20 protein-coding genes are annotated in these 20517 nt (G+C 35.6%); 18 read left to right on the forward strand and 2 right to left on the reverse strand.

Features of this window, described 5'->3' with window-relative positions; all coding sequences use genetic code 11:
* The first annotated feature begins 333 nt into the window (after nt 1–333).
* The 13 genes from lysA (at nt 334) to ftsZ (ending at nt 13715) form a co-directional block, all read left to right on the forward strand.
* Nucleotides 334–1641 carry a diaminopimelate decarboxylase gene (lysA, locus tag LE179_RS04545; RefSeq protein WP_374129186.1) on the forward strand — a complete coding sequence of 436 codons (1308 nt, stop codon included), beginning with the start codon at nt 334–336 and terminating at the stop codon, nt 1639–1641.
* Nucleotides 1642–1835: 194 nt separating this feature from the next.
* Entirely contained in the window at nt 1836–2651 is an 816-nt protein-coding gene (gene dapF / locus LE179_RS04550; protein WP_374129187.1) for a diaminopimelate epimerase, read from the forward strand.
* A 130-nt stretch (nt 2652–2781) separates the two neighbouring features.
* A complete protein-coding gene (dapA, locus tag LE179_RS04555) occupies nt 2782–3657 on the forward strand; it encodes a 4-hydroxy-tetrahydrodipicolinate synthase (RefSeq protein ID WP_374129188.1) in 876 nt (291 codons plus the stop codon).
* A 277-nt stretch (nt 3658–3934) separates the two neighbouring features.
* Entirely contained in the window at nt 3935–4708 is a 774-nt protein-coding gene (dapB, locus tag LE179_RS04560) for a 4-hydroxy-tetrahydrodipicolinate reductase (RefSeq protein WP_374129189.1), read from the forward strand.
* Between the two features lie 72 nt (nt 4709–4780).
* Complete coding sequence (locus LE179_RS04565) at nt 4781–5947, forward strand: LL-diaminopimelate aminotransferase (RefSeq protein ID WP_374129190.1); 1167 nt, start codon at nt 4781–4783, stop codon at nt 5945–5947.
* Nucleotides 5941–6099 (forward strand): hypothetical protein, encoded by a 159-nt coding sequence (locus LE179_RS04570; protein WP_374129191.1) that lies wholly within the window; start codon nt 5941–5943, stop codon nt 6097–6099. The genes LE179_RS04565 and LE179_RS04570 overlap by 7 nt, the downstream gene beginning before the upstream one ends.
* Nucleotides 6100–6766: 667 nt before the next feature.
* On the forward strand, nt 6767–7159 hold the full coding sequence (gene queF, locus LE179_RS04575) for a preQ(1) synthase (protein WP_374129192.1): 393 nt from the start codon (nt 6767–6769) through the stop codon (nt 7157–7159).
* Nucleotides 7160–7234: 75 nt separating this feature from the next.
* On the forward strand, nt 7235–8587 hold the full coding sequence (gene murC / locus LE179_RS04580) for a UDP-N-acetylmuramate--L-alanine ligase (protein WP_374129193.1): 1353 nt from the start codon (nt 7235–7237) through the stop codon (nt 8585–8587).
* Complete coding sequence (gene murB / locus LE179_RS04585; RefSeq protein ID WP_374129194.1) at nt 8584–9456, forward strand: UDP-N-acetylmuramate dehydrogenase; 873 nt, start codon at nt 8584–8586, stop codon at nt 9454–9456. Before murC ends, murB begins: the two co-directional genes overlap by 4 nt.
* On the forward strand, nt 9453–10373 hold the full coding sequence (locus LE179_RS04590; RefSeq protein ID WP_374129195.1) for a D-alanine--D-alanine ligase: 921 nt from the start codon (nt 9453–9455) through the stop codon (nt 10371–10373). The genes murB and LE179_RS04590 overlap by 4 nt, the downstream gene beginning before the upstream one ends.
* Before the next feature lies 1 nt (nt 10374).
* On the forward strand, nt 10375–11178 hold the full coding sequence (locus tag LE179_RS04595) for a cell division protein FtsQ/DivIB (protein ID WP_374129196.1): 804 nt from the start codon (nt 10375–10377) through the stop codon (nt 11176–11178).
* A gap of 183 nt (nt 11179–11361) precedes the next feature.
* The gene (ftsA, locus tag LE179_RS04600; protein WP_374129197.1) at nt 11362–12603 is read left to right on the forward strand and encodes a cell division protein FtsA; all 1242 of its coding nucleotides are present in this window, start codon (nt 11362–11364) and stop codon (nt 12601–12603) included.
* Nucleotides 12604–12617: 14 nt separating this feature from the next.
* Entirely contained in the window at nt 12618–13715 is a 1098-nt protein-coding gene (ftsZ, locus tag LE179_RS04605) for a cell division protein FtsZ (RefSeq protein WP_374129198.1), read from the forward strand.
* Nucleotides 13716–14270: 555 nt separating this feature from the next.
* Here the strand turns inward: ftsZ and LE179_RS04610 are convergent.
* Nucleotides 14271–14432: a hypothetical protein gene (locus LE179_RS04610; protein ID WP_374129199.1), complete on the reverse strand. Its 162-nt coding sequence runs from the start codon at nt 14430–14432 to the stop codon at nt 14271–14273.
* Nucleotides 14433–15312: 880 nt separating this feature from the next.
* On the opposite strand from LE179_RS04610, the gene LE179_RS04615 reads away from it, so the two are divergent.
* The 5 genes from LE179_RS04615 (at nt 15313) to LE179_RS04635 (ending at nt 19112) form a co-directional block, all read left to right on the forward strand.
* Nucleotides 15313–15762, forward strand: a complete 450-nt coding sequence (locus tag LE179_RS04615) for a hypothetical protein (protein WP_374129200.1) — start codon at nt 15313–15315, stop codon at nt 15760–15762.
* Between the two features lie 394 nt (nt 15763–16156).
* Nucleotides 16157–17011 carry a carboxylating nicotinate-nucleotide diphosphorylase gene (gene nadC / locus LE179_RS04620; RefSeq protein ID WP_374129201.1) on the forward strand — a complete coding sequence of 285 codons (855 nt, stop codon included), beginning with the start codon at nt 16157–16159 and terminating at the stop codon, nt 17009–17011.
* 1 nt (nt 17012) lies between these two features.
* On the forward strand, nt 17013–17963 hold the full coding sequence (locus tag LE179_RS04625) for a biotin--[acetyl-CoA-carboxylase] ligase (protein ID WP_374129202.1): 951 nt from the start codon (nt 17013–17015) through the stop codon (nt 17961–17963).
* A gap of 498 nt (nt 17964–18461) precedes the next feature.
* Nucleotides 18462–18647 carry a hypothetical protein gene (locus LE179_RS04630; RefSeq protein WP_374129203.1) on the forward strand — a complete coding sequence of 62 codons (186 nt, stop codon included), beginning with the start codon at nt 18462–18464 and terminating at the stop codon, nt 18645–18647.
* 168 nt (nt 18648–18815) lie between these two features.
* Nucleotides 18816–19112 (forward strand): YbaB/EbfC family nucleoid-associated protein, encoded by a 297-nt coding sequence (locus LE179_RS04635; protein ID WP_374129204.1) that lies wholly within the window; start codon nt 18816–18818, stop codon nt 19110–19112.
* 616 nt (nt 19113–19728) lie between these two features.
* Here the strand turns inward: LE179_RS04635 and LE179_RS04640 are convergent.
* Complete coding sequence (locus LE179_RS04640; RefSeq protein WP_374129205.1) at nt 19729–20424, reverse strand: N-glycosylase/DNA lyase; 696 nt, start codon at nt 20422–20424, stop codon at nt 19729–19731.
* Nucleotides 20425–20517 lie beyond the last annotated feature (93 nt).

Raw genomic sequence — 20517 nt, forward strand, 5'->3', positions numbered from 1 at the left:
ATGGATTTCGGTTAGCGCATGTATGCACGCGTAATATTTACGCAAAGCGGAGAATTGAAAAATAAGATTGCTGTGTTTTGCAAATGTTATTTTAGGTTTAAGTCCTCCTGCTTTAATAATTGCAAATCTATGATAATATTTAATAGAGCGGTCGCGGTTTCTGTTTGTCTTCTTGACGGATAAAAAGATTTATATTATTCTAAATTCTACGAAATTTTCAATATGTAAAGCGTTTATTGCAACTGAGGGACAAAAGCTGTGAACAAGCTTGCCGAAATTTGTTGCCCGCGAGTTCTTTTTCGGAAATGAAGAAACGGCAGGAAAGCACGTTTTGTGCTAAAAAGGCACTTTGACAGTGAATATAAGGTTTTGATAAAATATTATAAAATAAGAGGAGTCGGAAGAAAAATGCTTCAATTCAAGAAAGATGACTTATACATCGAGCAGGTAAAATTATCGGATATTGCAAAAGAATACGGAACTAGCACATATATTTATTCAAAGAGTCAAATTGTAAATAACTTTGAAAACTATAAAAAAGCGTTAAGCCTCAAAGAGGGACTTATATGTTTTGCCTGTAAAACGAATTCAAACGGCGCGATTTTAAAACTTCTTGCCGAACTCGGAGCCGGAGCGGATACAACTTCCGGCGGCGAAATATACAGATGTTTAAAAGCTGGTTTTGATCCATCAAATATAGTCTATGCGGGTGTCGGTAAAACTGCAGAAGAAATAGAATATGCTTTGAAAAGCAAAATTTTTATGTTTAATGTCGAATCTTTTGAAGAGCTTGACGCAATAGATAAAATAGCCGGCAAAATTAAAGTCAAGGCAAAAATTGCATTCAGAGTGAATCCTCATGTTGATCCGGACACTCATTCTTATATAGTTACAGGTAAAAAAGGAACAAAGTTTGGCATTCCTTATGAAGATGCGGTGAACGCGTATTTAACTGCAAGACAAAAGAAAAATATTGTAATTCTCGGTATACATTCACATATTGGTTCACAAATCTTAGATGTTGGTTCTTTCAAACTTGCGGCGCAGAAAATAAAGAAGGTTGTTGACGCTGTAGAAAAGAACGGCATAAAACTTGAGTATATAAACTGTGGCGGTGGTCTTGGCGTCGAATATACAAAAAAACAAAAAGCTCCATCTCCTAAACAGCTGATGTCGGAATTATTTCCAGTGTTTGATGCGGATAAAAAATTTATTTTTGAACCGGGTCGTTCAATAATCGCAAACGCCGGGCATCTTCTTGCAAAAGTTATATATAAAAAAGTTTCAGGCGGGAAAAGTTTTCTTATTACCGACGCAGGAATGAACGATTTAATAAGACCTACTTTGTATGAAGCTTATCATGAAATTATACCTGTAAAAAAGACGGATGATAAAAAAATTAAAACTGACGTTGTGGGACCTATATGCGAAAGCGGCGATTTTATGGGCAAAGATAGAATGCTTTCTGTTGTAGAGCAGGGTGGGTATCTTCTTATAACTTGCGCAGGGGCTTACGGATTTGCAATGTCGTCGGAATATAATTCAAGACCTTTGCTTGCTGAGGTTTTAATTGATGGCGACAAAACTGTATTAATAAGAAAAAGAGCAACATACGAGGATTTATTGTTAAACGAAGTCTAGGTTTTAGGTATTCCGATAGGTAAAAAAGCTTGATTATTGTGAAAAATTGAGGGGTTTAGAGAGATAAAAAGAGAAAGGGTAAATATTTCAGGACTTTACAAAAAAAGCTGTTTTTTAGGATAACGCGGTAGAAACAAGAGCGCGAATACTCCGAAAACAGAGTTTCTTGACTGGGACAAAGTGGAGAGATAAGAATGAACGTAAATTTTTCAAAACTCACTGCTGCCGGAAATGATTTTATTTTGATAGATAACAGGAAAAATATAATTGCGGAGAAAGATTATCAGACTCTGGCAAAAAAGCTCTGCGATAGAAAATATTCAATCGGAGCTGATGGTTTAATATTGCTTGAAAAAAGCGCTAGTAAAGATTTTAGAATGAAATACTTTAACTCCGACGGCTCTTATGCTTCAATGTGCGGCAACGGCGGGAGATCCGTTGCGAAATTTGCTTATGATTTGGGCATTGCAAATTCAAAAATGGTTTTTGAAACTGATGCAGGGATTATAAATGCCGAAATTTTGCCGCAAGACAGAATCAAACTTGATTTATATGATCCGAAAGACTTAAAGAAAGGTATAAAAATTGAAGCTGGTGGAGAGGAGTTTGACGTTGATTTTGTAAATACAGGCGTTCCGCATGCAATTATATTTGTTGCCGATGTTGAAAAAATCGATGTTTTTAAGTATGGGAAAGCCGTAAGGTATCATAAAGCTTTTGCTCCCGCGGGAACGAATGTTAATTTCGTCAAAGTCATAAAAGAAGACAATACTCTTCTTGTGCGTACTTATGAAAGAGGTGTTGAGGGCGAGACTTTAGCCTGTGGTACCGGCATAACCGCTTCGGGAATTATTTCTGTCCTCAGAGGTTTTGCAAGGTCTCCAGTCAATATAATTGCAAGAGGTGGAGATAGATTGTCGGTTTCTTTAAAAAATTCGAACGATAGAATAAGCGATGTTGTACTTGAAGGACCTGCCCTTATAGTATTTAAGGGAGTAATTGAAATATAGAGTGGGCGCGAAGAAAGTAGTTTTAATACAGTTTGGAGTTTGGATAGTGATGTTTTAGCGTCGTTGTGATAATTTACGCTTTTTTTAACACTTCAAACTCGCAACTGACGAAGCGTATCATGGGGGATTTATGTTTTCGGGAGTATATACCGCGTTAATTACGCCATTTAAAGATGGGAAAGTTGATTTTGATGCATTGGAAAGATTGATTGAAAATCAGTATGAAAACGGAGTTGATGGAGTTGTTCCGTGCGGAACTACAGGCGAGTCGCCTACTTTGACCTATGAAGAACATGAAGCGGTTATAGAATTTTGCGTTAAAAATGCAAAGGGAAGGATGAAAGTTCTTGCTGGAACCGGCTCTAATTCTACAGATGAAGCGATATATTTTACGCGATCTGCAAAAAATGCAGGTTGTGATGGGGCGTTAGTGGTTTCGCCGTATTACAATAAGCCTACCCAGAAAGGTTTGTATCTGCATTTTAAGACTATAGCGGATACGGTAAATATTCCTATTGTGCTTTATAATATTGCCGGAAGAACTTCCGTAAATATTGAACCTGCGACAATAGCAAAACTTTTTGAAGATTGCAAAAATATTATAGGTGTAAAGGAAGCGTCAGGACTTGTGGATCAGATGAGTATTATAAAATCCTTAGTGCCTGACATAGAACTTTTTTCAGGAGACGATGCGCTTACTCTTCCATCGTTATCAATAGGCGGGGTTGGAGTTATTTCGGTTTTATCTAACATTGTTCCTGCCAAAGTGGTGTCTCTTGTGAGAACTTTTGAAAAGGGTGATATTAAAGAGGCGATGAAAATCCACTATAGATTGTTTCCTCTAATAAAATCAATGTTTATAGAAACAAATCCTATACCTGTAAAAACTGCTGCATCTTTGCTTGGCATATGTAGGGCTGATCTAAGACTCCCAATATGTGAAATGGAAGAAGCAAATAGACTAAAACTTGAAAAAATATTAAAAGATTTTGATTTGTTAAAATAAAAGCGAAGCAAACAGTGTGATCTTATGCTATTTCAAAGTAGCATACATGAGTTTTCAGCTAAACAATAACCGTCGTCCGCTATATTAAAGAGTCATTTTAGCAGTTGTTAGAGCGAGTCTTTCAGGAAGGAGAGAAAGGAGTAAACGAACCCCTCTTATTTCTGTATTTCAGCTTGATTAAAAAAGATGTGTCTGGATACGGTTGTCGCGATCTCTTTCTACTGTCAGAAAAGTAGAGAGATTTGTATATTTTTATTGTTATATTAGGAGTTTTTAAATGAAAATAACGGTTTGTGGAGCTGCCGGAAGAATGGGACAAGCAATACTTGCGATAGCAAAATCAGATGAAGATGTTGAAGTTGTAGGCGCTTTAGAGCATGAAGGAAGCAGAGCAATCGGCACAGGCGAGCCAATAATATCTTCTGTCAATAATTTAGAAAAATTTTTATCTGAAACAGATGCTTTAATAGATTTTACGAACACTGATAGCGCTTTGAAGAATTTAGATATTGCAAAAGGATGTAAAATACCCGTAGTTATAGGAACAACGGGGTTTAATGAAGAACAGAAAAAGAGAGTAGCGGAAATATCAAAAAGTATTCCTATCGTTTTTTCGCCTAATATGTCGGTGGGCGTAAACATTTTGTTTAAACTCGTCGAAGCTGTTGCGAAAAAAATTCCCGATTATGATATTGAGATAGTTGAAGTGCATCACAATAAAAAGAAAGATTCACCGTCTGGTACAGCTGCAAAATTAGCGGAAGTTGCGGCGTCTTCTATAGGAAGAGATATTAATGATGCAGGTGTTTACGGCAGACATTCTGCAGATGCGCTGAGAAAAAAAGACGAAATCGGTGTGCATTCCGTAAGAGCTGGAGATATTGTCGGGGATCACACAGTGTATTTTGCAGGACCGGGTGAGAGAATTGAATTGACTCACAGAGCCCATTCGAGAGATACTTTTGCAGCAGGTGCAGTTAGAGCGGCAAAATGGGTAGTCGGTCGAAAAACTGGATTGTATGACATGACTGATGTGCTTTCTTTGAAATAAATTCTTAAATGAGGCTTGCAGGTGGCAATAAAAATTTAATACAGATATAATCTCATAAGGAGAATTAAAAAAATGGAAATTCATTATAATGAAAAATTAAAGAAGCTGCCGCCTTATCTTTTTATTGAGATAGATAGAAAGAAAAAAGAAGCAATCGAGCGCGGAGCGGATATAATATCTTTAGGTGTTGGTGATCCGGATTTGCCTACGCCAGATCATATAATAAAATCCGTTCAGGAAGCCGTGACAAAGCCTATAAACCACCAATATCCATTCGGATCAGGTTTGCTTTCTTACAGAAAAGCTATTGTGGAATGGTACAAAAAAAGATTTAAAGTTGATTTAAGCGCCGATGAAGTCTGTGCTCTTATAGGTTCAAAGGAAGGTATAGGACATATGCATCTGGGGTTTATAAACCCTGGAGATGTAGTTTTGATACCTGAGCCGGGTTATCCTGTGTATAACACAGGCACAATTTTTACTGACGGTGTTCCATATTTTATGCCTTTACTTGAAAAGAACGGTTTCTTGCCTGATTTAGATGCTATTCCTGCGGATATTCTTAAAAAAGCAAAATTGATTTTTATAAATTATCCTAATAATCCCACCGCCGCCGTTGCTCCGAGAGAATTTTACCTGAAACTCATAGAATTTGCAAAAAAAAATAATATAATTGTCGTGGCAGATGCTGCATATTCTGAAATATATTATGATGAGAACGAAAAACCATTGAGCTTTCTTGAGTTTTCAGGTGCTAAGGAAGTGGGAGTAGAGTTTCATTCGCTTTCAAAAACTTATAATATGACCGGTTGGCGTATAGGTTGGGTCTGTGGCAATAAAGATGTAGTTGCAGGCATTTTAAAAGTAAAAGATAACTATGATTCTGGTGTTTTTCAGGCGATTCAAGAAGCGGCGATTACGGCGCTTACATCCTCGCAGGAATGTGTCAAAAATTCTAGAAAAATATATAAAGAACGCAGAGATATTTTAGTTGAGGGCTTACGAGGATTAGGCTGGGAAGTAAATCTACCAAAAGCGTCTTTTTATGTCTGGGCAAAGGTTCCGAAAGGTTATACGTCGTCGCAGACCGTTTCGAAACTTCTTGATGAAGCTGCTATAATATGTACTCCGGGCAACGGCATGGGAAAAAGTGGCGAAGGATATGTCAGATTTGCTCTTACTGTAAATGTGCCGAGGATTAAAGAAACTGTGGAACGTATCAGTAAAATAAAATGGTAAATAAGTTAGAAGATTTTATGGAACTTAATTTATCGAGTTTCATAAAAGTGGTTGAACTTTTAAAGCAGACTGTTGAAATTTCCGATATATTGGTAAATGATAAGATAAGTGTGCCGAAAAAAAAGATTCTTCTATACGAGACTTGGTTATAAAATTTTCAATTTAATTATGAACTTACGTTGAAGAGTGTACAGCGTTGTATTATTTTGCATTTTAATTCTTAGATGAAAGTAATTGATTCCAAGAAGGATTTATTTTGGGCGGCATTTAAGTGCGATATTAATTTAATATAAAAATGTCAGGGAGTCAAAAGTATGCCTATGACGAGGCAAAGGGACTAGAATATACAAAACTGCTAATATTTTACCGAAAATACAAAGTATTTGCTTAAGAGACTGGATAAACGGCGTGGGATGAAAATATAGATTTTAGATATAGTAATAGAATTGGGAAAATAATCTTGAAAGTGCTGATATTTGCATATATGTTTTTGACTCGCGATAAAAAATATTTAAGGGTAAAGCAGGCGATAAAAAATATCTTCTGATATTGATTTAGTTTTTGATTGCTGTGAGGAAATATTACCTTATATCCTGATGTAAAGTACGAACTTTAAAAGAGCGATATTCCACATAATGTCGATGTGATAGATTCAAATGAAATTTCATGCAGTTTTAAAAATTGAAATAGAATAGATAAAATATCCAGACGGACAACTCTCCTTTTTAAAATAGCTTTTCTAGATAATCATATAAAAATGTTACAGTTTTATGGTGGATAAGACTAATTCGCCATAAAATAGTGTTTAATGGAGTTTTTATGAAAAACAAGTTCCCTGTTTTTGACAAAATAACACCATCTGTACTTGAAGCAATGCCCTACGAATACGACGGAAAAGATATAAATGTTTGTATTGAAACTGGAGAATTTACTTGCCTTTGTCCGTGGACGATGCTTCCTGATTTTGCATATATTGTCATAAATTATATTCCTAATAAGACCGTAGTAGAATTTAAATCTTTAAAATTATACTTGCAGAGTTATAGAATGGTTGGTATGGTGCACGAAAGCGTTGTAAACAGTATTTTAAACGATTTGGTAAAAACCATAAAACCCAAAGAACTGTCTATAGATATTAAATTTGGAATACGTGGGGGAATAACAACAACAGTTTCCGCCGAGTATTTAAGTAAAGAAACGAAAAAGAAATGATAAGAGTTTTGTTATGTAAGTAAGTTTACTTGCGACGAGTCCGGTTTATTCAAAATGGCGGTAAAAGAAAAACAAATGTTTCGGAAAAATCAGAATATACATTTTGTAGGTATCGGCGGATCCGGAATGTCCGGTATAGCTGAAGTTTTAATGAATTTAGGATATAAAGTTTCGGGTTCTGATTTAGAAAACACAGATGTTACAGAACATCTCAGAGAAATGGGTGTGAAAATTTATATAGGGCATAACGCAAAAAATATACAATCTGCCGAAGTTGTTGTCACTTCTACTGCTATAAGTGAGAGCAATCCTGAAGTTATTGCCGCATTAAGAAAAAAAATTCCTGTAATCGCACGCATAGAAATGCTTGCTGAACTTGCAAGACTAAAATATACTATAGCAATAGCTGGAACTCATGGTAAAACAACAACCACATCGCTTACTTCTCTTATTCTTAACGACGGGGGACTTGATCCCACGGTAGTTATCGGTGGCAGCCTTAAGAATCTTAAGATGAACGCAAGGCTGGGTAAAGGTGATTATATTGTTGTAGAAGCAGACGAATCCGACGGTTCTTTTTTAAAACTTTCACCAGTTATTGCAGTTGTGACAAATATAGATGACGATCATTTGGATTATTACGGCAATATGGAAAATCTTAAAGAAGCTTTTGTGAAACATATTAACTGCGTTCCGTTTTATGGCGTCGCAATAATTTGTTCCGACGATGAAATCTCCAGGGAAATAATTCCTAAAATCACTAGAAAATACATCACTTATGGACTTAATGGAAATCCGAATATTAAAGCTTCAAACATAAAAATATTAAAAAGCTTTACAAGCTTTGACGTTGTTTATATGGATAGAAAAGTCGGTAGTGTATGTATGAAAATTCTGGGAACGCACAATATATTAAATTCTCTTGCGGCAATAGGCGTTGGACTGTGGCTTGACATACCGTTTGATTCAATTGCAAGTGCGATAAATAAATTTGACGGCGTCAGCAGGCGTCTTGAAATAAAAGGTGAAAAGAATGGTGTGACGATTATCGACGATTATGGTCATCATCCGACTGAAATTGCTGTTACTTTAAAGACTATAAAATGTTTTTGGGCTGAACGTAGGCTTATTGTTTTATTCCAACCGCACAGATATACGAGAACAAAACTACTTTTCAATGAATTTGGCAAAAGTTTTTCAGATGCAGATTTTGTAAAAGTTTTAGATATTTATCCCGCAGGCGAATGTCCTATAGATGGCGTGACATCAGATTTAATATTAAAAAGTCTTGTTATGAATAAGTGCAAAGCAGAAAAGTTTTCGGGATTAGAAGAATTTTCGAGGAATCTTTCCGCTGGTGATATAGTTTTAACTTTGGGAGCAGGCGACGTCTGGAAAAAAGGAGAAGAGTTATTAACTCTGATTTGATTAAAACTTTATCTTCTTTTGGATGTAAAATCTTAAAAGACGAGCCACTTTCCAAATATTGTTCCTTTAAAATCGGCGGTCCGGCTGATTTTTTTATTGAGATACTAAACGAGCAGGCTTTATTGGAATTTTTAAAAGTTATGTCAGGAGGTAAATTTTATGTTTTAAGCGGGGGAACAAACGTTCTTTTCTCCGATAAAGGTTATAGAGGAGCAATTATTCGACTTGCGGGAGATTTCAGAAAAATCTCCGTTTTAAAAAATGAAATTTCGTGCGGTAGCGGGGTATTGCTTTCAGATGTTTTAAAAATCGCTCTTGAAAATGATTTAGTGGGTCTTGAATATATGGCGGGAATTCCGGGAACAGTTGGTGGCGCAGTTTACGGAAATACTGGAAGTAAAGATGAGTGGATAAGTGCTGCCATAAAGACCGTAGAGGTTTATAAAAACTTGAGAAAAGAGCTTGTAAATAAAGAGGAAATCGTTTTCGGCTATAGAAAGAGCGGACTTGAAAATTGTATCATTTCAAAAGTCAATTTTTCCTTGAAAAAAGACACGAAAAATGGTAGTTTAAAAAAAATTTCTGAAAATATCCGGAAACGTTTAGAAACGCAACCTCTGAATATGCCAAACGCCGGCAGCATATTTAAGAATCCTAACGGATTTAGCGTCGGGAAACTTATTGAAGAAGCCGGTTTAAAAGGAAAATGCGTGGGCGGCGCTCAGATATCAAAACTTCACGGAAATTTTATAGTAAATACAGGCGGTGCTTTGGCAAAAGATGTTTTAACGCTGATTGATTTAGTAAAAGAAAGAATAAAAGAAAAATTTAGCATAGATCTCGAAACGGAGATAAAAATAATAAAATGATAGATTCTGATATTTTGGCAAAGTTGAATAATAAAAGAATAGGCGTTTTATATGGCGGGCTTTCAAGCGAAAGAGAGATTTCGATTAAATCCGGCACGGCTGTTTTGAATGCATTAAAAAAGTTGAAGTTAAACGTGTGTGGCATTGATGTGAATAGAGATGTTGCCGAAAAAATTAAAAAAGAAAAGATAGATATTGCATATATAGCTTTGCACGGTCAAATGGGCGAAGACGGAACAATTCAGGGCATGCTTGAAATATTGGGCATTCCTTATACGGGTTGCGGTGTTTTTTCAAGTGCTGCTTCTATGGATAAAGATATTTCAAAAAGGATATTCAGGTGTGCGGGTATTTTGACGCCCGAATGGAAAACTTTAAAGAAATTTGAAGCTGTGCCTGAAATAAAAAAGTATCCCGTTGTTGTAAAGCCGGTATCGCAAGGATCTACAATAGGCGTGGTTATAGTAGAAAAGGTTTCGCAGTTTGTCGACGCTCTAAATGAAGTGTTTAAATATGGTGATGAAATTCTTATTGAGCAGTTCATAAAGGGCAAAGAAATAACCGTAGGTGTTCTAAACGGTAAAGCGTTGCCGGTTATAGAAATAGTTCCCAAAGGGAAATTTTATGATTTTAAGTCTAAATACCAAAAAGGCGGCTCACAACATATAATTCCTGCTGGAATAAGCGAAAAGTCTTATAAAACAGCACAGGATGTTTCTGAAAAAGTGTATAAAATTTTTAAATGCAGGGCAATTTGTCGCGTCGATATGATTGTGAGCGAGGATGATAGAGTATGGGTTCTTGAAAATAATACTATTCCGGGAATGACGGAAACTTCTTTGGTTCCTGACGAAGGCAGGACTGTTGGGTATAGTTTTGAGACTTTGGTTCTAAAAATTTTAGAGAGCGCATTATAATATGGCAAAAAAGAAGCGCTACGTTTACAGACATGTCTCAACGGTAAGCGGTTATTCGCGTTCGCATAAGAAAGGTAGAAAATTTATTAAATTGTTTTTCTATCTTATAGTATTTATTTCTGTGGCTTTCGTGGCTTATTTTGGCGGTAAGAAGTTGATAAACCTCGCTTATAAATCTGACAGGATAGTTGTCAAAGATATAGAAGTTACCGGGACAAAAAATGTCACAAAGTCCGAGATAAAAGAGCTGCTTCCTTTTAAAATAGGTGACAATCTTTTAAAAATCAATCCGTCAAAAGCTGAGGATGAGATAAAAAGATTAAAGCCGGAATTGAAAAACATTGTAATCAATAGATATTGGCAGAAAGTAAAGATCAGACTTTATGAGAGAACTCCGGCAGCGTTTGTAATGTGCGGTAACGAAATGCTTGGCATAGATTTTGATAATACTCCTTTTCCTTTGCGTGGTTTTATGGTAACGATGAAAGTGCCGAAGCTTTCTTATAAATCCAATGCCGAAAGAAAAAAGCTTTTAGATTTTATTAAAAGGTTTAAATCTGCGTGCGGCGGTTTTTTTGTCGATGTTTCTGAAATGCAATTAAACAAGACCGGCGATATAATTTTTGTTATGTGTAACGAGACGGTAATTTTGTGGGGTGCCGAAGAACAAGAAATATTATCGCATAAATTTAGAAAGTTTCAGAAAATTTATGCCGATGCAATGTCAAAGTACAAACGACTTGAGTATGTAGATATGACTCTTTATCGTTTTGGAAGAGCAATGGTAAAACCTATGGCGGACTAAAATTGTGTTTACCGAAAAATTGTTGCGAGCGGTAAGCGGATGTTTCCAGTCTGTGCCTATTAATGGGGAGCGTTTTCTCAATCTTTGATGTGGTAGATAGATATAATTTAAGTCTGTCGTGTGTATTTTTCAGGATATAATCATTATGGGATGCGGTGGACTTTCAATCTAAGGATTTAAATAATGACAAAGCAAGCGCTTACAGCAGGTCTTGATGTGGGTAGCGGTCAGGTATGTTGTGTCGCTGGAATACGTGATAGAGATTCAAGGATTGTCAAAGTTTTAGGTGTGGCATCTGTTCCGTGCGATGGTATTAAAGCGGGTGCAGTTATCAATATACAAGAAGCGGCGTTGTCTATAGGCAGGGTTTTTGAAGAAACTGAAAAAGCTGCGGGTGGGCAGATAGGGAAAGTGATTGTTGCCATGCGTGGCAATTTTATTAAGTCAAAAAACTTAAAGGGCGTTGCGAATGTAAACCATTCGAACAGAGAAATTACGCAGGAAACCGTTGAGAATGCTTTGGAAAGTGCAAGAAAGCAGATAAGAATAGATCCCGATCAGGAGGTACTTCAAATAGTTCCTCGCGAATATATATTAAATCAACAAAGAGGCATACAAAACCCTATTGGCATGGAAGGAACGTATATTGAGGTTGATGTGCGTGCTTTTATAGCTTCAAGCAGCAATATAGGAAATATAACGAAAGCCATGAATTCCGTGGGAGTAAAGTACGACGATAGAGTTTATGGATATCTGGCTGCAAGCGATATTTTGGTTACAAGAGAAGAAAAAGAATTGAGTTGCCTTGTAGTTGATTTCGGCGGACTTACAATAGGTCTTGTCCACTATGTTGACGGCATAATAAGGCATACTGATGAAATTCTGGACGGGTCGGATTATATTACGAGAGATATTGGACATAAGCTGAGGGCAGCTTACTCCGTTTCAAAAGGAATTAAAGAAATGTACGGCGCGGCTTTTGTCCATAGTGGTTTTAAAAATGAAAAATTTGAATACAGCGGTGCCAGCGGACAAAGCGCAAGAAAATGCGACAGACTTGAACTTGTAAACGGTATAATCACACCTAGAATTGACAGGATTTTGTATGAAATAAAGCAAGTTGTGGACAAGAACAATTATGGGTATGAATTTTTATCTGGTGGAATAATTCTTACGGGAGGTGGTAGTAATCTTTCAGGTCTTGTTGAAGCATTTGAAAAGGTATTTAACTGTTCTGTAAGAAATGGAACGCCTAATTCCGATAAAGTTATAGGTCCGGATGAAGTGCTGTCAAACCCGTCTTATACTACAGGCATAGGTGCAATAGCTTCTAATTTTTTGAGTTCGGAAAACTATGTGCAGAAAAAGTTGACTGGAAACGGCATAGTGTCAAGAATATTGAGGTTGTTTGAGGAAATTTTTTAAAATGAGCGTATAAAATGAGCGTAAAAATAGCGTTGCCTACAAAAAAAACAAACGCAGGACAGCATGCAGTAATAAAAATTCTGGGCGTTGGAGGCGGGGGATGTAATGCCGTTAACAGAATGATTGCAGCGAATGTCGGTAACGTTGAATTTGTAGCTATTAATACTGATGCGCAGGTTTTGCTTAAATCTTCGGCTCCAGATATACTCCAAATTGGCGAAAAAATAACGAAGGGACTTGGCGTAGGAGGAAACCCTGAAGTCGGCAGACAGGCAGCTGAAGAGAGTGCGGAAGAAATTAGAGGAAGGCTTGTGGGTGCAGATATGGTTTTTGTCACAGCGGGAATGGGTGGCGGGACAGGAACTGGAGTAGCCCCAATGGTTGCTAAATTTGCAAAAGAAAAGGGGATACTCACTATAGGTGTTGTCACAAAACCTTTTGAACACGAAGGTAAAGTGAGAATGACTCAAGCTGAAGAGGGAATTAAAAATCTTAAAGGATATACGGACGCTTTAATCGTTATTCCAAATGAAAAAGTTTTTAATATTATAAACGAAAGAGTCGCTCTTGATGCTTTTTATCAGATTATCGACGATGTTTTAAGACAGAGTATTCAGGCTATTACTGACGTTATAACCATTACTGGCGAAATCAATAGAGATTTTGCCGATGTAAAAAATATTTTGAGTAATTCAGGCACTGCGCTGATAGGTATAGGCGAAAGTACGAGTTCCAACGTTAAAGAGGCTGTAAAAAAAGCGGTAACAAGTCCTCTTCTTGACAATTATGATATTTCAAAAGCTAAAAATGCGCTTGTCAATGTAACAATAAATTCTAGTGCCAACGCTTTAACGCTGCAGGAAATATTTCAAGATATTGCAAGTTACGGTATTAATGGGCATGTTTTTTTCGGACATACTATAGACAACAGGCTCGATGATAAAATTAAAGTTACCATCATTGCTACAGGCTTTGAGACAAATGATCCTGCCGCTGCAAAAAATAAGGAGTCGCTATATGATTTTTTTTCACAGCAGGATTTGCTTAAGCCCGAAGAAATAGATCCGTCAAAGCCGGCATATACGTATTGGAAACCCATGTTCTTGAAATAGAATGATAGGCTTTTGTATTTATGCCTTTCTTATCTGTTGAGAAAGGAAGCCGATTAGCTGGTATGAATTGCAATTTAATTCGCTTGAAGTGCGACTTGAGAACGCGCAAATGCGAAGTGTATATTATTGCAATTTTTACGCAACGCTCAATTGCGTCCTACTTGCCCGGAACCGAATTATGATTTAGTTTATTGAGAACGGCGCACAGATAAACCTGACGGAGTTTAGATGTCTACAAGGCGTCAATAGACAGATGAATTGCGAGTTGCAACAGTACGGAAACATTATTCTTGCGGTTCAGCAAGCGATAAACGACACACAGAGTCTAGGAGCGGTAAACAATATACTTAAGGTAAGTTACACATGAAACCCTTCTTTGCCTATCTGTCGGAACGTCCTCTTATTTTTAGAGGGCGGCGCCCGAGACGAAAATAATTGAAGAGAATTCCGTCGAAAAATGAACGCAAAAGGAAAATGTGAATTAAAATGGATGCAAAAAGTAGAAAAGTATTTTGAATTTTGTATGCAGTATGTGTTTTGTGCTTGTTATCTTGCTTAAGTTGTAGCCGTAGCGACCGATTTAGAATCGGCGGCGCCCTCGGACTTTTCGCTTAAATATTTGAAAGGTTTGGGAATGTCGCAAAGATATCTTGATTTTTTGAGAGAGAATGGGCATAGAAAAGAAGACCTTAAAGCTGCGGATACCGACATCCTCATTCATCCCTCCTCGCGAGCCACAGTTTGAGAAGAAGAAATAATGAGTGATGAGTTGCTAACATACTATATTCCTTCTTACAAACCTCATCTTGAACCAAGTCGGAGTGGGTTTGAGTTCCATTCGGCTAGCATGGGAATATAAAGACGTATGGGTAATTTGTTGAAATTATCTCTTTCGTTCCTTGCTTTAACCTCCGGGATAGCTTCAGCTTCTGGTTTGTACGCTAAGCGTATGATAATTATGTTAAAATCAAAGATCCTTTAAGTGGTTCTATTAGATGTCCTTGTTGCTGCCTTGCTTCTTTCGCTTTCTTTGCTGAAGCGTGTTTTTTTATTAGTTTATTTGTCTTTAATAATTTATAATTTTTCTTCCTTCCTGCGTAACTACCCGTTCTTATGAGAATTTAAGTTTAGAAGAAACTCAAAAAGCTACAGCTGTTGCTCAGACTGAAAGCAGTTTTTGGAGTAAGATTGCTAGTATTTTTACGGCGCTTATTCGCTTTTTAGAGGCTTTAGTTGCATATCAAGATTTAAACGCGCCCGCTTGGATTTGCGTAAAGCCTTATAGTCCATTTAAAAATAATTGCCATTACCATTGTTGTAGATATTAAAAATGTATAAAATTATTATAGAAAGGAAGTTGAATAATATTCGTATTGCTACTCGCGAAGTCTATGCAGTCGCGCAAGCATTGTCTTATTCGATGTATTTATGCTTTATGGCGAAAGAAAATTTCCTATTTTAGTTCCTTTAGCGGATTACAATGTTTATAGGTTTTTTAGTTACTTTTATGCTTTATTTAAATGTACGCTGTCGTCCTCATTGTTGTTATTATTCTTATTAAAAACGGTGGTTTATGTCAAAGAATGTCCGTATTTATTTGGTTTGTTTCTTATTTTTAGGTTTATGCTTGTTGCTTGGAGTTCTGTCTCTTGCCAAAAAAACTGAGGTGCTTGACGAAGAACATAAGGTGCTTGTTAAAGAACATAAGGTGCTTGTTAAAGAACATAAGGTGCTTGTTAAAGAACATGAGGTGCTTGTTGAAAAATATAATGTGCTTTGTGAAAGCTTAGCTAGTTTTTTAAACTTAGAAGTTGAGTCGTTTGGCGAAAGGCGTGTTGACATTTTAAAGTATTATGCACCTTTACGTGTTCATAGGGGACTTGTCGAAGGATATAATAAGATTGCCAAAGAGCATAATAAGTTTATCGAAAAAGCTGAGACGCTTGACAAAAAAGATAAGAGAGAATTGATAAAGCTTTATAAAAAATCAGTAAAAGTTCTTGAAAAATCATTTGATATAATTTCAAAAGCTTGTAGTAATCTTTAAAATTGATTAATATTATTAGTTGAAATTACGCAAAAAAACGGGGGCGGTTTGTATTGCGCAAAATATATTCTCAAAGATGTAAATCCGAAGCGGATATATACTATACTGCCTAAGCTGTCTGCCCACCATTAAGTTGCTTGTTCGCGATGCCGCGAACCTAAATGACTCATTTTCGCTGTTCAATCTGTGTAAGTCGTTGCCGTTGTTGTGTCTTTTAGGTATGTTGACTTAGCGTGTGCGTGTTATGCGTGTAAGAAAATGTTTTACCAGCGTGTTGCATTCCTTAGTATTGCTCTTTAGTTCTGCGATTAAGCATGCTGTAGGTTCGGACAGGCGATTCGCACTTGGTCATTTATTTTAATTTTAATGTAGTATTTTGTATAATATTATTACTATGAATAAATTTATAAATGTAAGCAATCTTATCGATCTTGCACTGAAAGAAGATAGTGTTTTTGACGATATCACCACCAAAGAGTTTGTTCCAAGTGATAAACAAGCTAAAGCAGTTTTAATTGCAAATAATTCCGGGATTCTTTGCGGCACTGATATTTTTATAAAGGTATTTAAAACTGTAGATGAAAAATGTAAAGTGTCGCTTAAAATAAAAGATGGTTCGCAAGTTAAACGGGGCGATAAGATTCTTGAGATTACGGGACCTGCCTGTGCAATTTTGTCCGGAGAAAGGACAGCGCTTAATTTTTTGCAGCATATGTCGGGAATTGCCACTTTGACAAATAAATTTGTAACATCTGTAAATAACAATAAAATAAAGATATATGATACGAGAAAAACTATTCCCGGATATCGGGAACTTGCAAAATATGCGGTGAGATGTGGCGGTGGGACTAACCATAGAATAGGACTTTCTGATATGGTGCTTATAAAGGATAACCATTTAAAGCTTACAAAGGATTTAACTGTTGAGATAAGCGAATTCAGAAAAAAATATAAAAATATTCCTGTTGAAGTTGAGTGTGAGAACATAAAACAGGTTGAATATGCTTTAGATGCAAAAGCCGACATTATAATGCTTGACAATACGGATTTTAAAAATACGAAAAAGATGATTGCTCTTATAAGGAAAAACTCTACAAAAGAATATAAACCTGATATAGAAATTTCTGGCGGAATAAACTTGAAAACCGCAAAGAAATTTGCAAAACTTGATGTAGACAGGATTTCCATCGGAATGATTACGCATTCTTCTCCAGCCTTAGACGTTACTCTTGAGATCACAATAAAATGAAATGAGTATTATTGAAATTCTCTCGACAGAGAAATATATTTCCGGGAATGAAATAAGTAAGTTTCTGGGAGTATCAAGAGTTGCCGTCCACAAACAAATCAACGAATTAAAAAAAATGGGATATGCAATAGGATCCTCTTCTAAAGGTTATATTCTTATCAAAAACGGCAAACTTCTTTTTAACGAGTATGAAATAAAAGCAAATCTAAGAAAACAGCTTGATATATGTAAAACGATTAAATATTATGAGGAAATTACATCGACGCAGACTGCCGTTAAAAAGCTTGCCGAAAAGGGTTTTGGCGAAGGGATTATTGTCGTTGCAGAAAAGCAGACTAAAGGTTATGGACGCATTAAGAGGATGTGGAATTCAAATGCTGGAGGTCTGTGGTTTTCGATGCTTTTAAAGCCCGTAATAAGTCCTGATGAATCTTCAAAGTTGTCATTGTTGTTGAGTATTGCATTAAAGAGAATTTTTGAAAAGGAATATGGAATCGGTTCTGAAATAAAATGGCCTAACGATATTCTTATATTCGGGAAAAAAGTTGCAGGAATAATAATAGAGATGTCCGCAGAGCAGGATGCAATAAACTGGATTGTCGCAGGTATAGGCATAAATATTAATAATAGTTTGCCCGAAAATTTAGAGAATATTTCAATTTCTCTAAAAACAGTTTTGAAAAAGGAAATTGATAGGGCGGAATTTATGGCTGCATTTTTAACAGAATTTGAAAATTTGTATTTTGATTTTCAAAAAAATGGATTTGTACAGTTTTTGGAAGAATATAACAACAAAATCGCATATAAAGGTATGTTTGTAACCATTGACAGCGGATATGACGTAATAACTGGCAAAAACTTTGGGATAGACGAAAATGGAAAGCTTATCTTAGAGTTGGATAATAAACTTGAAAAGATAGTATCTGGAACTCTAAGAAAAGCAGAAAAATGAAATTAAAATATATGATTCTGGTTTTGTATACATTTTTGTTTTCTTATATTTGTCTAAAATAAAAAATAATAATATAAATTTATACTATTGCCTTATAATTTTAAAAACAATATGAGCTTAAGGATTTTAAATATCAAGCATTGCTGATTTTAGTAAAATAATTCTTAAGAAATATGATGTAATTACAACAAAAATTTTGTTTTATTACTATACGCGAAGAAATATTTTATAGAATAGGCTTTCAAACAGCTTGGCGTCCCTTGTGGCGGCGAAATGGACAGACATCGAAACTCTTTGTAATTTTGTGTTTCTTTATAGAAGTCTTATGATAAATAGTATGTTAGCTTATATGCTTGAGAATATGCTAAGCAGTGTATCGGGGAATATAAACTGTATATCTTTTAAACAATATGTCGATTAGTCTTAAGGTTTCGCGCGGGGAAACTCGTAAGATACTCTCTTTTTGAAAATAGCAGCTTTAACGAGATTTATAGTTAAATGAAAAAAATTAAAATCTTTTTCTATATCCTTTTTGCTTTAGACATTTTTGCAGGCTGTATTGTTGCAAAATTTATGAATTTATTTGCTGGAATTGCTGCAGCTTCTGTTCTTCTTACTTTGAATATAACAGTTTATACCGTAATTTTGAAGGTGATGAAAGTAAGTAATAATAAATCAAGGTAAAAGAGCAGTTTTGTTTACGAGGAGTTTGAAAAGTATATTCTTTGTAAATAAGCGGTTATTTTAGGCTGGATATTAATTAGGACTATACTGCTTATGTCTGTAAAAGTTTGTAATTAGAAAGTAAAAAATTAATTAAAAATCGGGAAAATATGTAAAAAGGGGATTGAGATGGAATTATTTAAGATGGCAAAAGAAGCGATGGCTATGAGAAGTAAAATGAGCGATATGGATAAGAAGTTAAAAGCTCATATTATTGATACGGAGTACAAGGGCATAAAAATACAGGTAAATGCTAAAAATGAATTTTTAAGTTTTAGTATTCCTGAAGACTTGCTTAAAGAGAGTAAAACTAAGATAGAAAAACTCATATTGTCGGCTTTTGAAGCGGCGGGAAAAAAGGCGCAGAATGTTATGGCTGAAGAAGCTAAAAAACTTACTGGCACAATGAAAATACCCGGATTGTAAGAATTAGCAGACAAATTGTAAACCCGTATGATAAAATGCGATAGACAATAAGCAAATTACAAGATAGTAAATAATGAAAAAAAGTAATTGCGGTTTCTTATGATAGTCGGTTGTGCTTATCTTAGATTGCAAAAGACGAAGACTTTCGCGCAAAAATGTTATAAAAGAAAGCAGAATCGCCATAGGAGCTACTGAAGAAACGAAAGTCTGCTGTACGAGGTTGTCCGGGAATGGAAATGCAAGAAAGTAAATTACAGAAGAAATCTTGATATGGATAATTGTAGCATTTAGCTCATTTACGCCAATTTTGATAATTAAGGAATTAATTTGAGTTTATGACGGAGGAATTTGTAAGAGAAATCGCAAGAAAGTGTTAAGAAGCTGAAAAAAGCAGTCGTATCATTATCAATTTGTGCTATAATGCGGCAAATTTGTACGCAAGAAATTATGCACTTCTAAGACTTGTTTGCCATAGGTGATTTTGAAGTAAACAACTAAGATGAGAGACGGTTATGCATTATTTACGGTTTGTCCGCTTAATTTATCGTCAGCGCGTATAAAAGCGTATAATCTCCTGTTATGTTTTCTTTATAAGCTTTTAAATTCTCGTACGTTCCTATTTAAAAATCCCTCCTGTATTCTTACACCAGAACAACATATCCAAATGAGACATTGGAATTCCGATATTTTTTGCAAAATCCTGCATTTGCTTTTCTATTCTCAGATATGTTTTTGCATTAAGCGTCTTAGGTATTTCTTTTATTGTGCCGTAAACTTTAAGATTTTTTAATATATGTCTGTCCAATATGGCGAGATCTTTTCCTATGCCTATATTTCTCAAGAAGTGTCCCGCTTCTTTGTACCCTATGCCTTTAATATTGTTTATAAGCCATTTTCTCAATTCATCAGTATCTTTAAAAGATTTAAGTTTCTCTTTTATACTTATTTTACCGCTAGTCGTAAACAATTTCCTTGTTTTGACGACGTACTTTGCTTTATTGTTTCTAAATCTGACTTTTTTAATTGTTTTTGCTATATCTTCTTCTTTGGAATTAAATATCATATTTTTGTCGGCGAGATCGTTTACTGCAGCCCAGCACGATACTGCTTTGCTCTGCGGAGTAAAAAGACAAAATACAAGTTCTGCAAAAATTTCTTCTTCAGTTCCGTTTTTCCATACGTCGTCAAAATGTTTTTCTCTGTATGAAATAAGAGGAAAAACTTTTTTCCAGAAATCTTTTAACCCTGCAATCGTATCGGAATTGTCAGTCGGCGTCTCTAAAAAATTAATTGGTATCAAGCTATTTTTCATAAATGTATTATACAAAAATATATAAAATGACCATTATACGTAAACGTTGATGATGTTTGTTTGTATCTATGAAAAGCACGATTCTTGTTTTTA

This window comes from Candidatus Endomicrobiellum agilis, from assembly GCF_020328115.1.
GTDB lineage: Bacteria > Elusimicrobiota > Endomicrobiia > Endomicrobiales > Endomicrobiaceae > Endomicrobiellum > Endomicrobiellum agilis.

What these genes read in the sequence shown, in the direction of transcription:
- dapA (WP_374129188.1), top strand. Translation starts at nt 2,782, where the DNA reads ATGTTTTCGGGAGTATATACCGCGTTAATTACGCCATTTAAAGATGGG.
- murC (WP_374129193.1), top strand. Translation starts at nt 7,235, where the DNA reads ATGTTTCGGAAAAATCAGAATATACATTTTGTAGGTATCGGCGGATCC.
- LE179_RS04610 (WP_374129199.1), bottom strand. Translation starts at nt 14,432, where the DNA reads ATGAGGATGTCGGTATCCGCAGCTTTAAGGTCTTCTTTTCTATGCCCA.
- dapF (WP_374129187.1), top strand. Translation starts at nt 1,836, where the DNA reads ATGAACGTAAATTTTTCAAAACTCACTGCTGCCGGAAATGATTTTATT.
- ftsZ (WP_374129198.1), top strand. Translation starts at nt 12,618, where the DNA reads ATGAGCGTAAAAATAGCGTTGCCTACAAAAAAAACAAACGCAGGACAG.
- LE179_RS04570 (WP_374129191.1), top strand. Translation starts at nt 5,941, where the DNA reads ATGGTAAATAAGTTAGAAGATTTTATGGAACTTAATTTATCGAGTTTC.
- LE179_RS04630 (WP_374129203.1), top strand. Translation starts at nt 18,462, where the DNA reads ATGAAAAAAATTAAAATCTTTTTCTATATCCTTTTTGCTTTAGACATT.
- LE179_RS04590 (WP_374129195.1), top strand. Translation starts at nt 9,453, where the DNA reads ATGATAGATTCTGATATTTTGGCAAAGTTGAATAATAAAAGAATAGGC.
- LE179_RS04635 (WP_374129204.1), top strand. Translation starts at nt 18,816, where the DNA reads ATGGAATTATTTAAGATGGCAAAAGAAGCGATGGCTATGAGAAGTAAA.
- LE179_RS04640 (WP_374129205.1), bottom strand. Translation starts at nt 20,424, where the DNA reads ATGAAAAATAGCTTGATACCAATTAATTTTTTAGAGACGCCGACTGAC.
- dapB (WP_374129189.1), top strand. Translation starts at nt 3,935, where the DNA reads ATGAAAATAACGGTTTGTGGAGCTGCCGGAAGAATGGGACAAGCAATA.
- LE179_RS04625 (WP_374129202.1), top strand. Translation starts at nt 17,013, where the DNA reads ATGAGTATTATTGAAATTCTCTCGACAGAGAAATATATTTCCGGGAAT.
- LE179_RS04565 (WP_374129190.1), top strand. Translation starts at nt 4,781, where the DNA reads ATGGAAATTCATTATAATGAAAAATTAAAGAAGCTGCCGCCTTATCTT.
- queF (WP_374129192.1), top strand. Translation starts at nt 6,767, where the DNA reads ATGAAAAACAAGTTCCCTGTTTTTGACAAAATAACACCATCTGTACTT.
- ftsA (WP_374129197.1), top strand. Translation starts at nt 11,362, where the DNA reads ATGACAAAGCAAGCGCTTACAGCAGGTCTTGATGTGGGTAGCGGTCAG.
- nadC (WP_374129201.1), top strand. Translation starts at nt 16,157, where the DNA reads ATGAATAAATTTATAAATGTAAGCAATCTTATCGATCTTGCACTGAAA.
- LE179_RS04595 (WP_374129196.1), top strand. Translation starts at nt 10,375, where the DNA reads ATGGCAAAAAAGAAGCGCTACGTTTACAGACATGTCTCAACGGTAAGC.